17 protein-coding genes and 1 tRNA gene are annotated in these 12,160 nt (G+C 65.6%); 6 read left to right on the top strand and 12 right to left on the bottom strand.

Annotated elements, in window-relative coordinates; translation table 11 throughout:
* Positions 1-81: 81 nt before the first annotated feature.
* Positions 82-165, bottom strand: a tRNA-Leu gene (locus tag B4393_RS02470).
* A gap of 143 nt (positions 166-308) precedes the next feature.
* On the opposite strand from B4393_RS02470, the gene B4393_RS02465 reads away from it, so the two are divergent.
* The 3 genes from B4393_RS02465 to B4393_RS02455 are packed head-to-tail and all read left to right on the top strand — an operon-like array spanning position 309 to position 2,026.
* Positions 309-677, top strand: coding sequence for a hypothetical protein (locus B4393_RS02465; RefSeq protein ID WP_191987052.1), 369 nt, complete (start codon positions 309-311; stop codon positions 675-677).
* Positions 674-1,033 carry a DUF3817 domain-containing protein gene (locus B4393_RS02460; protein ID WP_078332765.1) on the top strand — a complete coding sequence of 120 codons (360 nt, stop codon included), beginning with the start codon at positions 674-676 and terminating at the stop codon, positions 1,031-1,033. The genes B4393_RS02465 and B4393_RS02460 overlap by 4 nt, the downstream gene beginning before the upstream one ends.
* Before the next feature lie 57 nt (positions 1,034-1,090).
* Positions 1,091-2,026, top strand: coding sequence for an NADP-dependent oxidoreductase (locus tag B4393_RS02455; protein ID WP_078332764.1), 936 nt, complete (start codon positions 1,091-1,093; stop codon positions 2,024-2,026).
* A 46-nt stretch (positions 2,027-2,072) separates the two neighbouring features.
* Here B4393_RS02455 and rdgB read toward each other — a convergent pair whose 3' ends face one another.
* The 11 genes from rdgB to clpS are packed head-to-tail and all read right to left on the bottom strand — an operon-like array spanning position 2,073 to position 9,538.
* Entirely contained in the window at positions 2,073-2,693 is a 621-nt protein-coding gene (rdgB, locus tag B4393_RS02450; protein WP_078332763.1) for an RdgB/HAM1 family non-canonical purine NTP pyrophosphatase, read from the bottom strand.
* A 12-nt stretch (positions 2,694-2,705) separates the two neighbouring features.
* Entirely contained in the window at positions 2,706-3,482 is a 777-nt protein-coding gene (gene rph / locus B4393_RS02445) for a ribonuclease PH (protein ID WP_078332762.1), read from the bottom strand.
* A gap of 49 nt (positions 3,483-3,531) precedes the next feature.
* Entirely contained in the window at positions 3,532-4,293 is a 762-nt protein-coding gene (locus B4393_RS02440) for a cyclic nucleotide-degrading phosphodiesterase (RefSeq protein WP_070935761.1), read from the bottom strand.
* Positions 4,294-4,346: 53 nt separating this feature from the next.
* Positions 4,347-5,234 carry a glutamate racemase gene (gene murI / locus B4393_RS02435; RefSeq protein WP_078332761.1) on the bottom strand — a complete coding sequence of 296 codons (888 nt, stop codon included), beginning with the start codon at positions 5,232-5,234 and terminating at the stop codon, positions 4,347-4,349.
* Positions 5,231-5,914 carry a rhomboid family intramembrane serine protease gene (locus B4393_RS02430; RefSeq protein ID WP_078332760.1) on the bottom strand — a complete coding sequence of 228 codons (684 nt, stop codon included), beginning with the start codon at positions 5,912-5,914 and terminating at the stop codon, positions 5,231-5,233. Before B4393_RS02430 ends, murI begins: the two co-directional genes overlap by 4 nt.
* Positions 5,905-6,879, bottom strand: a complete 975-nt coding sequence (locus tag B4393_RS02425; RefSeq protein WP_078332759.1) for a cysteine synthase — start codon at positions 6,877-6,879, stop codon at positions 5,905-5,907. Before B4393_RS02425 ends, B4393_RS02430 begins: the two co-directional genes overlap by 10 nt.
* A gap of 6 nt (positions 6,880-6,885) precedes the next feature.
* On the bottom strand, positions 6,886-7,158 hold the full coding sequence (locus tag B4393_RS02420; RefSeq protein WP_070935767.1) for a MoaD/ThiS family protein: 273 nt from the start codon (positions 7,156-7,158) through the stop codon (positions 6,886-6,888).
* 18 nt (positions 7,159-7,176) lie between these two features.
* Positions 7,177-7,590: a M67 family metallopeptidase gene (locus B4393_RS02415; protein WP_078332758.1), complete on the bottom strand. Its 414-nt coding sequence runs from the start codon at positions 7,588-7,590 to the stop codon at positions 7,177-7,179.
* A 37-nt stretch (positions 7,591-7,627) separates the two neighbouring features.
* Entirely contained in the window at positions 7,628-8,620 is a 993-nt protein-coding gene (locus tag B4393_RS02410) for a P1 family peptidase (RefSeq protein ID WP_078332757.1), read from the bottom strand.
* A gap of 19 nt (positions 8,621-8,639) precedes the next feature.
* The gene (gene aosR / locus B4393_RS02405; protein WP_078332756.1) at positions 8,640-9,224 is read right to left on the bottom strand and encodes an oxidative stress transcriptional regulator AosR; all 585 of its coding nucleotides are present in this window, start codon (positions 9,222-9,224) and stop codon (positions 8,640-8,642) included.
* A gap of 11 nt (positions 9,225-9,235) precedes the next feature.
* Positions 9,236-9,538 (bottom strand): ATP-dependent Clp protease adapter ClpS, encoded by a 303-nt coding sequence (gene clpS, locus B4393_RS02400; protein WP_070935777.1) that lies wholly within the window; start codon positions 9,536-9,538, stop codon positions 9,236-9,238.
* Between the two features lie 117 nt (positions 9,539-9,655).
* Between clpS and B4393_RS02395 the strand changes: the two genes are divergently transcribed.
* The 3 genes from B4393_RS02395 to B4393_RS02385 are packed head-to-tail and all read left to right on the top strand — an operon-like array spanning position 9,656 to position 12,152.
* A complete protein-coding gene (locus tag B4393_RS02395) occupies positions 9,656-10,960 on the top strand; it encodes a nicotinate phosphoribosyltransferase (RefSeq protein ID WP_078332755.1) in 1,305 nt (434 codons plus the stop codon).
* Between the two features lie 18 nt (positions 10,961-10,978).
* The gene (locus tag B4393_RS02390) at positions 10,979-11,572 is read left to right on the top strand and encodes a TetR/AcrR family transcriptional regulator (RefSeq protein ID WP_078278628.1); all 594 of its coding nucleotides are present in this window, start codon (positions 10,979-10,981) and stop codon (positions 11,570-11,572) included.
* Positions 11,573-11,597: 25 nt separating this feature from the next.
* Positions 11,598-12,152, top strand: a complete 555-nt coding sequence (locus B4393_RS02385) for a nicotinamidase (RefSeq protein WP_078332754.1) — start codon at positions 11,598-11,600, stop codon at positions 12,150-12,152.
* The last annotated feature ends 8 nt before the right edge of the window (positions 12,153-12,160 follow it).

The following is a 12,160-nucleotide window of genomic DNA, read 5'->3' as shown; positions in this document are numbered from 1 at the left end:
TCGCACGTTGTCTACATAACGTCGATTTCGGACGCAGCGCGGCGAAGAACCGCATGGCGCAACAGCATGAACGTCGATTTGTGCGGGCGGAGGGACTCGAACCCACACGCTCTTTCAAGCACTGGCACCTAAAGCCAGCATGTCTGCCAATTTCATCACGCCCGCAAGGCAGGTCAATCTTACAGGCCGGACCGAGCCCGCCGTCGCTACCGCAAAGCGACCACGTCGGGCCGCCACAACTTCCTCGGACCTAAGCGCTGACCAGGGGCGTTGGCATCTGTACCTACCTCACGCGGTACCGTCAGAAGGTGTCCACTACACGGCGTCGGAGACCGGCACTCATCGTGCTGGTCGGCGTCAGCGTGGTCGCATTCCTCTGCCTGGCCTACTGGCAGTTCCAGCGCTTCGAGTCCGTGACCGGCGACGGCCAGAACCTGGGTTACGCGCTGCAATGGCCGCTGTTCGCGGCCTTCGTGATCTGGGCTTACCGCCGCTTCGTCCAATACGAGGACGAGGGCCCGCCCCCGCCGCCCGCCGATCGGGTCACCGAGATACCCGAGGGTCTGTTGCCCCCGCGCCCGGCCGCCGCCACGCCGGACCCCGCCGACCACACACTCACCGAGTACAACGCTTACCTCGCCGCCCTGGCCGAACAAGATAGGAAGCCCACCCCGTGACCGAGCCCAAAGCCACTCCCGACACGCCCGTGGTCACCACCCCGGTGGAGAAGATCCGCGGCGCGCTGTGGCGCTACCGCATCCTGGCCTGGACCACCGGGGTGTGGCTTATCGCCCTCTGCTGGGAGATGTGGCTCAAATACGTTGAGCAGGTTGCGCATCCGCCGAGCTGGATCGGCATCGTGCACGGGTGGATCTACTTCGTGTACCTGATTTTCACCACCGATCTGGCCGTCAAGGTGCGCTGGCCGTGGCCGCGCACCATCGGCACACTGCTCGCCGGCACCATCCCGCTCCTCGGATTCATCGTCGAGCACTACCGCACCAAGCAGGTCAAGGAGCAGTTCGGCCTCTAGTGAAAGAAAATCTTCATGTCAGGAATACTGACATGAAGATGGGGCTTGGATAGCGGTATGACCACCACACATGCAGTTGTCGCTACCGCGTATGGCGCATCCGACGTCCTCGAACTCCGCGAGGTGCCCCTCGACGGCCCCGGCGAGGGCCAGGTCCTCGTCGATGTCAAGGCCGCCGGCGTCAATCCGATCGACTGGAAGTTGTACTCGGGAGCCTTCGGCACCGATCCCGACAACCTTCCGATGCGCCTGGGGCTCGAAATCTCCGGCACCGTCGCCGCCGTCGGTCCGGGTGTCGACGGGCTCAAACCCGGTGACGACGTCATCGCGGCCGGGCAGATCGGCGGCTACGCCGATCAGATCATCGCCGCCGCGGACGAGGTCTTCAAGAAACCCGCGAGCTTGTCCTTCGACGAGGCCGCCGGCTTCCTCCTCACCGGACAGACCGCGGTCCATCTCCTCGAAGCCACCAACGTCACCGAGGGCGACACCGTCCTGATCCACGGCGCCGCGGGCGGCGTGGGCCTACTCGCCACCCAACTCGCGAAGGCTCGTGGCGCGACCGTGATCGCCACCGCCAGTGCCGCGCGCCACGACCAGTTGCGCGGATACGGCGCGATCCCCGTCGAATACGGCCCCGGTTTGCAAGAGCGGGTCAGCGCGATCGGGCCCGTGGACGCCGCACTCGATCTCGTCGGCACCGATGAGGCCGCCGACGTCTCGTTGGCGCTCGTCGCCGATAAGGACCGCATCGCCACGATCGCCGGATTCGGCCGCGCCGCAAGCGATGGCTTCAAAGCACTGGGCGGCGGTCCCGGCGCCGACCCGGGCACCGAAGTCCGGCGCGCAGCGCGTCCCGAATTGATCCGCCTGGCGGGCAACGGCGAACTGAAAGTCACCGTCGACCGCACCTATCCGTTGGCCGAAGCTCGCCAGGCCCACGAGTACGGACAGACGGGTCACGCCCGCGGCAAGATCATCCTGCAGCCATAACCCTCGCGAGCAGTCCCCCGCGCGGGGGACTGCTCTCCAGGAGAAACTACGGCGCGGTGCGGCCCAGATTCACCAAGTTGCGCAGCATCGGTAGCAACGCCGCCAGCGCGCGCCCGCGATGCGATACCGCGTCCTTCTCCTCGGCCGTCAACTCCGCGGCGGTCCGGAGGCCACCGCGGGGAAGGAAGATCGGGTCGTAGCCGAAGCCGTTCTGCCCCGCGGGTACCCGCGCGATCGAACCCTTCCAGCGGCCCTCGACGACGACCTCTTCACCCTCCGGTGTCACCAGTGCGCACGCGGAGACGAAGGCCGCACCGCGGCGTTCGTCGGGCACGTCCGAAAGTTGTGCGAGCAGCAGCGCGGTGTTGGCGGCATCGTCTCCGTGCCGCCCACTCCAGCGCGCCGACAGCACCCCGGGCATCCAGTTCAGCGCGTCCACCGCGAGACCGGAATCGTCGGCAACACAGGCCAATCCGGTGTGCTTGGCGCCCTCGCGCGCCTTGATCAGTGCGTTGTCCTCAAAGCTCGCGCCCGTTTCGGGCGCTTCCTCGTACTCCGGAACATCGGCCAGCGATACCAACTCGACACCGGAAACACCCGATGATTCGAGCACCCGTGAAAGCTCCGCGAGCTTCTTCGAATTACGGCTTGCGACGAGTATTTTCATGGCCCCCGCCTACTACGAACCGAATGCCTTTTTCTGGGGCGCGTCGGGCAGTACCCCGGGATACGGCAACGCGAGTGCTTCCTTCTGCAAGACGAACAGCTGATCTGCGGCGCCCACGGCAGCGTCGAGCAACTTGTCCAGGGTAGACCGCGGGAAGGTGGCACCCTCACCGGTGCCCTGCACCTCCACGAGGGTGCCGGTATCGGTGGCCACCACGTTCATATCCACCTCGGCGCGCGAATCCTCTTCGTACGGAAGGTCGACACGCACCCGACCATCTACCACGCCGACACTTACGGCGGCGATCGCACACGACAGTGGCTCGTCATCTGCCAGCTTGCCGTGTGCTGCCAGGTACGTCACCGCGTCGGCCAGGGCCACATAGGCACCGGTGATCGCGGCGGTGCGGGTACCACCATCGGCCTGCAACACATCGCAGTCAATGGCAATGGTGTTCTCCCCCAACGCCGACAAGTCGATACAGGCGCGCAGCGAGCGTCCGATCAAACGGCTGATCTCCTGGGTACGACCGCCCACGCGCCCCTTGACCGATTCGCGGTCACTACGGGTGTGCGTCGATGCCGGCAGCATCGCGTATTCGGCTGTCAGCCAACCCATTCCCGAGCCCTTACGCCAGCGGGGTACACCCTCGGTGGCGCTGGCGGTGCACATCACCCGCGTCTGGCCGAACTCGATGAGTACCGAACCCGCCGGATGGGCGGTGAATCCGCGGGTGATGGTTACCGGGCGCAGCTCGTCGTCTTGTCTGCCGTCTTCTCGTCTGGACACGCCTTCGACCCTATCGTCTCCGCGGCGGCGCCGAGTCCGAGTGGCAGCCCTACAGGTCGATGCTCTCCCCGGCGACCACGGCACGGACCGGTCCGTCGAACGCCGACTTGGCCTCCGCGATCACGTCCTCGCGCGAGGTCCACGGCGGGATATGGGTGAGCAGTAGTTCCTTCACACCCGCACGGGTCGCGATCTGCCCCGCCTCGGTCCCCGACAGGTGAAGGTCCGGCGGACGGTGTCCCGGCATATGGGTCCAGGACGCCTCACAGAGAAACACATCGGCATCGCGAGCCAGCTCGACCACGGCATCGCAGATGCCGGTGTCTCCGCTGTAGGCCAGGACGGCACCCGAGGCATCCTCGATCCGCAGCCCATACGACTCCGGCGGGTGCGCCACCCTGGTGGGAGTCACGGTGAGTGACCCGAATTGGACGGGCACACCCTCGCTCCACGCGTACAGGTCAAAGATGTCGGTGAAATCGTCGACCTCACCCCCGATCTCGGCAGAGGCCGCACCGACGCGCACCAAGGTGTCCGCGGGCCCATACATGATCGCCTTACCCTTGGGCGGATTCGGGTGATAACGGCGCCACACGAACAGACCGGGCAAGTCCAGGCAGTGATCGGCATGCAGATGCGACAGCAGAACGGACACCGATCCGGGATCGGCGAAACGTTGCAGAGAGCCCAAGACACCACCACCGAAGTCGATGACCAACGGTGGCGCATCCGGTGCCGTCAGAAGGTAACCAGATGCCGGTGAATCCGGTCCGGTGACACTGCCTGAACAGCCGAGCACGGTGACTCGCACAGCCCTAGCTTGCCACGCCTGGCAAGCGTCTCGGCAGAGGGTCGCAGGGGTGTCTAACTGGACCGCGTAATTTCGGTGTAACCCGGAACACCGCTAGCTCGAGTTTGCACCGCTGTCACAGCCGGGCCGAGGAATCGGGCCGCCAGAGTGCGGAACGCATCGGGGTCGCCGGTTGCCTCGAAAATCCGGTTCGGATGCGAGGTGCTCGGGTTGTCCGGATGCGGCCGCAGCAGATCGCGCTCCGACAGCACCCGTAGCAGGTCCTTGGCGGTTTCCTCGGCGCTGGACACCAGCGTCACGTCCTCGCCCATGGCCAATTGGATCAACCCGGACAGCAACGGATAGTGGGTGCAGCCCAGCACCACGGTGTCCACCTGTGCCCGCTGCAGCGGTTCCAGATAGCCCTCGGCAAGCTGAAGTACCTGCCGTCCGCTGGTGATGCCGCGCTCGACGAAATCGACGAAACGCGGACACGCCACCGCCGTGATCTCGGTGTCACGCGCGGCCGCGAACGCATCCTGGTAAGCACCCGATGCGATGGTCGCCTCGGTGCCAATGACACCAATCTTGTTGTTGTGCGTGGTGTGCACCGCCCGCCGCACCGCGGGCAGCACCACTTCGATCACGGGCACCGGTGCGTACCGTTCACGGGCATCGCGCAGGCAAGCTGCCGATGCCGTGTTGCAGGCGATCACCAACGCTTTCACCCCGCGTTCGACGAGGTCGTCGCCGATCGCCAGCGCGTGCTTACGGATCTCCGGAATGGTCAACGGACCGTACGGCCCGTTGCCGGTATCGCCGACGTAGACGATGTCCTCATCGGGTAGCTGATCGATGATCGCCCGCGCCACGGTCAATCCGCCGACCCCCGAATCGAATATCCCGATCGGGGATGATCCGCTCGCGCGAACACCGTCGGATGCCGCGCTCGGCCCGCTCACGTGATCAGCCTCGGCGGCGCCCCCGGACCACGTATGGCCTTAGCCTTGCGTTCCCTACCGGAGAGCCAATAGGCGGCGAGCACGCCGGCGATGGCGCCACTGAGGTGTCCTTGCCAGGACACTCCGAACTGTCCGGGCAACACACCCCACAGCACTCCGCCATAGAGGACGATCACGATGACGCCGATGAGGATCTGCGCCACGCTCCGATTGAAGAAACCCCTGACGACCACATAGGTGAGCCAGCCGAAGATCAGACCCGACGCCCCAATGTGATTGGTCTCGTAAGGCGATCCGATGTTGCCGATGAGCCACGTGCCGACACCACCGAGAACCCAGATGATGGCGGTGGCCAACAGGAAGCGCCCCACGCCCGCAGCTGCCGCCAAGAAGCCCAGCACCAGCGCGGGCACCGTGTTGGCAGCCAAGTGCCCCCAGTTGGCGTGCAGCAACGGCGCGAAGAGGATGCCGTCCAATCCGTCGGTCTCCAGGGGCCGGATGCCGTTCTCGTCGAGGCGGTGGCCGCTGACCGAATCGATGCCCTCGACGACATACAACAGGGCGATGAACGAGACGACCAGGATTCCGCCGGTCACCCACTGCGGACGGCCGGGCCGCTCGGGACGGGATGCAGCGGACCCCGAATACTCGGATCCACTGCCGTATCCCGTCACGCCCACAGCTGCCCTTCCAGTGCATCTTCCGCGTCATCCACGGTACCGGCGTACGCGCCGGTCGACAGATACTTCCAACCCGCATCCGCCACCACGAACGCGATATCCGCGCGCTCCCCGGCTTTGACGGCCTTGGCGGCCATGCCGAGTGCGGCGTGGAGGATGGCCCCGGTCGAGATGCCCGCGAAGATGCCTTCCACCTGGACCAGCTCCCGGGTGCGGCGCACCGCGTCGAAGGACCCGACGGAGAAACGGGTGGTGAGCACCTCGGGGTCGTACAGCTCGGGCACGAATCCCTCGTCGATGTTGCGCAGTGCGTAGACACCCTCGCCATATCGCGGCTCGGCGGCGACGATCTGGACCCCCGGCACGTTCTCGCGCAGGAATCTTCCCGTCCCCATAAGGGTGCCGGTGGTGCCGAGCCCCGCGACGAAGTGTGTGATCTCGGGCAGGTCGGCCAGAATCTCCGGCCCGGTGCCGCGGTAGTGCGCATCGGCATTGGCCGGGTTGCCGTACTGGTACAGCATCACCCACGAAGGGTTTTGTGCGGCAAGTTCTTTGGCAGTGGCCACGGCGGTGTTGGAGCCACCCTCGGCCGGGGAGAAGATGATCCTGGCACCGTAGAGCTCGAGCAGCTGACGCCGTTCGATGGAGGTGTTCTCCGGCATCACACAGATCATCGTGTAGCCCTTGAGCTGCGCGGCCATCGCCATCGAGATACCGGTATTACCGCTGGTGGGCTCCAGAATCGTGGCGCCCGGCTCCAGCAATCCATCCTGTTCGGCTTGTTCGATCATCCGCAACGCGGGCCGGTCCTTGATGGATCCGGTCGGGTTGCGGTCTTCCAGCTTGGCCCACAACCGCACGTGCGGAGAACCGTCACCACCTGAATCCCACCGAGGGGACAGCCTCTGCAACCCCACCAGCGGGGTGTTCCCGAGAGCCTGCAGTAACGAGTTGTATCGGGTCATGCGCCGCTAGCCACCGGCCACGGCAGGCAGGATGGTGACCGAATCGCCATCGGCGATCACGGTGTCCAGCCCACCCGAGAACCGCACGTCCTCGTCGTTGACGTAGATGTTGACGAAACGGTGCAGCTTGCCGTCATCGACGAGCCGGTCGGAAATCCCCGAATAGTTGGATTCCAGATCCGCGATCACTGCCTGCAGAGTGGAACCCGTTGCCGCGACACGCTTCTCACCGCCAGTGTGCACGCGCAGGATGGTCGGGATCGATACTTGAATCGACATGGTGGACGGTCCTTTTCTCTAATACTGCTCGACGATGGCGATGTCCTCTTCGGTGACCACCCCATCGACGATCCGATAGCTGCGCAGCTCGTGCTGCTCGGGATCACGGGTGGACACCAAGACGTAATGGGCATCGGGCTCCGCGGCCAGGTTGATATCGGTGCGGCTGGGGTAGGCCTCGGTTGCGGTGTGGGAGTGATAGATAACCACCGGCACCTCGTCGGCGTCATCCATTTCTCGCCAAACCCGAAGCTGCTCACCGGAATCAAAGCGATAAAAAGTCGGAGATCGCTCGGCGTTGATCATGGCCACATGCCGTTCGGCGCGGTCGGAGCCGTCCGGACCCGCCAGCACCCCACACGCCTCGTCGGGGTGGTCGGCACGGGCATGCTTGACCATGGCGTCGACCAGGTCGGCACGTATACGAAGCACTACCGGTCCTTCCTACCCTCTGGGGCCGCGACGGCCACTACGAAAACGCTCCAGGCAACACGTCACGATATGCGGGTATTCCGGCCACGCTCGCGGCGCCCACCACCGCGCGCACCACAGCCTGCTCGACACAGTCGGCGGCGGCGATCCCCACCGCGGCAGTGAGGGCATCGGCATCACCCTCGCTCGTTCCTGTCGCGAGCACATACAGCGTGTCCCCGTCCATTGGGGTATGCGCGGGCCTGATGGCCCGGGCCAACCCGTCGTGGGCGGCGATGGCGACACGGCGGCACTGCGCCTTACTCAAGCGGGCATTCGTTGCCACCGCACCGATCGTGGTGTTCAGCGATACGGATTTGTCCGGCAAGCCGCGCAACTTCTCGACCTCGTCGGCCGGCGGAGCGCTCAGCTCGGACAGAATATCGGCGGTCCAAGGTAGGCCCGTCGCCGGATTGATCACCAGTCCAACGGGATTCGCAACGACGACGGCACCGACGATGATTCCGTTGCCCAAGCTCACACTGGCCGATCCAACGCCGCCCTTGAGTGTTCCGGCCCTGGCTCCGGCACCAGCACCGACCGCACCCCAGTCGGGCGCATCATCGGCGAGCTCTGCCGCTCGGTAGCCGAATTCGGCGTCGGGCCGGTCCTTCCAGGCACCTACCGGCAGATCGAAGATGACCGCCCCCGGGACGATGGGCACCGTGCCACCGGGCAATGCCACTCCCCTGCCCCGCTCCTCCAGCCAGCGCATCACCCCGTCGGCGGCCGCCAGTCCGTAGGCGCTTCCCCCGGTGAGCACGACGGCGTCGACAGTCGAGACCGTGTTGGCGGGATCCAGTAGATCGGACTCGCGGGTTCCCGGCGCGCCACCGCGCACATCGACAGCGCCCGTAGTCCCCGGCGGCGTCAGCACCACGGTGGTCCCGGTGGCCCAGCCCGATCCAAGGGTGGCATCGGCGTCCACCCGCTGGTGATGACCCACCAGGATTCCCGGAACGTCGGTGATCGCCCCAGAGAACTGGCTCATCTGCGCAACTTCCTCACCATCAGGGCGATTTCCCCATCAACGCGAGCACCAACAGCTCCTGCATCACGGTCAGCCAGTGGTAGATGTCCATATGCCCGGCCATCGGATCGTCGACGGGCAGCTCCTGCGGTCCATCGCTGTCGATCCCGAGCATCGCCCCCAGCGCCAACCGCACATCGTTCAACGCGGTCAACCACGCCCGCGCATCGGCTTCGGACAGCTCAAAGCGTCCGCCGTCAGTGGGAAGTGTGCGCAACAACCGTTGACCGGCCTCACGTTTGGCATCGATGATCTCCGGCTCGTACAAACTGCGCAATGCGCTGTTCAGCCCGGTGACCGCCTCGATGCTGCTGGTGCCATCCTGGTCGGGCCGGTGAAAGTCCGGCAGGAGCCGTCCCAGGGTGACGTCGGTGGGGGCCTCGGTGTTTCCGGTACGAATACCGGTCAGCTGTGCCAGTTCGTCGCTGGGCGCTGCCGATTCGCGCTCGTCCAGCATCGCAAGCATCGATGTGACCATCGACTGGACCAGTGCCGCCTCATGCGGCTCCATCTCCGAGCGCAACCGAATTCCATCGGAGGCGTTGACGCGCTTCCATTTTCGCACGAATCAGCGGCTCATCGGTCCTGCTGCAGGGTGGCCCACAGGCCCGCAGCGTGCAGCTTGCTGACATCGATCTCCATCGACTCGCGCGCACCGCACGACACCACGGCCTTGCCTTCGTGATGGACCTGCAGCATCAAGTTGGTGGCCTCTGTCTCGCTGTAACCGAAAAGCTGCTGGAACACGTAGGCGACGTAGTTCATCAGGTTCACCGGGTCATCCCAGACGATGGTGACCCACGGCGACTGGGTCTGGTCGACATGTTCGACAGACCTCTCCGCGATAGTCCCTGGCAAGGCTCGCGCCGGCGCACCCATGGCCCCAGAATACCGGGACCGCCAACTCTGTCAGTACGAAGTTCTGAGTTTCCCGCGACTGCCCGAGACCAGCGAGCAGCCGGTCATACCCCGGCACATCCCGCTAACGTGACGCACATGACGCACCCGTCCACGTCATTGCTTACCGACAAATACGAGCTCACCATGCTTGCCGCAGCACTACGCGACGGCACTGCGGGGCGTCGCGCCACCTTCGAAGTGTTCGCCAGAAGGCTCCCCGACGGCCGCCGATACGGGGTGGTCGCCGGGACCGGCCGGTTGCTCGAGGCACTCGCCGAGTTCCGATTCGGATCCGACGAATTGAAATCGCTATCCACATTTCTGGACGGTGATTCGCTTGAGTACCTCGCCGCATACCGATTCAGTGGCGATATCGACGGCTACCCCGAGGGCGAGCTCTACTTCCCCGGCTCCCCCGTGCTCACCCTGCGCGGCAGCTTCGCCGAGTGCGTCATTCTTGAGACGCTGACCCTGTCGATCCTGAACCACGACAGCGCCGTCGCCTCGGCTGCCGCCCGCATGGTGTCGGCGGCCGGGGGCCGCCCGCTCATCGAGATGGGGTCTCGGCGCACCCACGAGCTGGCGGCGGTGGCCTGTGCCCGCGCGGCCTATCTCGCGGGATTCGAGTCGACGTCCAATCTGGAGGCGCAGCGCCGCTACGGTGTGCCCGCACGGGGCACTGCCGCGCATGCCTTCACACTGTTGCACGCCAAGGACGGCATGAGTCCCGGCGAGGCCGAGCGGGAGGCATTTCGGGCCCAGGTGGAGGCGCTCGGCGTCGGCACCACCTTGCTGGTCGACACCTACGACATCACCGCAGGAGTGGAGAACGCCATCGCCGTGGCAGGACCCGGACTCGGAGCGGTGCGCATCGATTCGGGCGATCTGGGGGTGCTGGCCCGGCAGGTTCGCGCGCAATTGGACACGCTGGGCGCGCACCGAACCCGCATTGTCGTCTCCGGAGACCTCGACGAATACTCCATCGCGGCGCTACGCGCCGAGCCCGTCGACATCTACGGGGTGGGCACCTCGGTGGTGACCGGCTCGGGCATACCGACCGCCGGCATGGTCTACAAGCTCGTCGAAATCGACGGCATCCCCGTGGCTAAACGCAGCAGCCACAAGGAATCTCACGGCGGTCACAAGTGTGCCCTGCGCATCGCCAAGCCGACGGGCACCATCACCGAAGAAGTGGTGTACCGCGCGGCCACCGGTCAACCGATGGTCACCGAGCCGCACCGGACACTGACGAGCGCGCTGGTGCGCGCCGGCACGCCCGTCGCGACCGATTCACTCGAAGACGCGCGCGAGCGCGTACGCACCGGACTGTTGAGCCTGCCGTGGGAGGGGTTGGGCCTTTCCCACGGGGATGCTGCGATCGTCACCCGCCTGGTGGGATAATTCGGGGTCGGAGGTCACATGGCAGCCAGAAGGCAATGGGCGGGAACCACTCCCGAGGAGCGTCGAGCGACGCGTCGACGCGCACTGCTCGACGCGGGTATCGCCGCGCTCGGCGCCATCGACGGGCCGGCCCTGACCATCCGCACCGTGTGTCGATCTTCCGGTGTGTCCGAACGCAATTTCTACGAAGAGTTCGGTGACCGAGACGACTTCGTGCGTGCGGTGTACCAGGACGTGCTCGAATCGGTGATGCGAGTTGTCACCGAATTCGCCGCAGAGGGCGAAGATTTGGAGACTCGCGCAGTGGAGACCTTCATCGGGGCCACTGTCGACAACCCCGTCTACGGACGCATCCTGATGGTGGCCCCGTTCACCGAGCCGACCCTCGGCAGCGCCGGGTTCGCGGGTTCCCTTGCCTTCGCCTCACTTGCCGAGAAGGCGCTGATCGACGTCGATGATCCGGGACGCCGCCGCTTCCTGTCGGTATCGCTCGTCGGCGCCGCCTCGGGCGCCATCATCGACTATCTGCGCGGAGATCTGGCCATCAGCCGCGACGAGCTCATCGACTACATCTCGCGCATGGGCCGCCAGGTGTCGGCAATCTTCGATTGAGCCCCGACCGGGGTACCGTCGATCCATGGGTAGGGCACTTATCGTCGTCGACGTGCAGAACGACTTCTGCGAAGGCGGCTCGCTGTCCGTACCCGGCGGCGCCGCCCTTGCCCAGACGCTGAACGCCCTCACTGGCTCCGGCGCCTACGACGCAGTGGTGGCAACTCGCGACCACCACGTCGACCCCGGCGATCACTTCTCCGACACGCCAGATTTCCAGACGAGCTGGCCCCCGCATTGCCGGGCCGGCACGCCCGGCGCCGAATTTCATCCCGACCTGGACCTGGCCCCCGTCGATGAGGTGTTCTCCAAAGGCGCATACAGCGCGGCATATTCGGGATTCGAGGGCGTCTCCACCGACGGCACCACACTGTCGACATGGCTACAGAGCCGCCAGCTGAACAGCGTCGACGTGGTCGGCATCGCCACCGACTACTGTGTGGCCGCCACCGCCCGCGATGCGGCACGCGAGGGACTGCATACTCGGGTACTTACCGCGTATTGCGTTGGTATTGACGCAGAATCGGCGGATCGCGCACTGGACGAGCTCCAGGGTGCCGGCGTCGAGGTGATCCGCTGAATCAGAAA

It is taken from the genome of Mycobacteroides franklinii, from assembly GCF_002013895.1.
GTDB lineage: Bacteria > Actinomycetota > Actinomycetes > Mycobacteriales > Mycobacteriaceae > Mycobacterium > Mycobacterium franklinii.
Note: the sequence above shows the minus strand (reverse complement) of the source record. Positions and strands in the feature narration are given on the sequence as shown.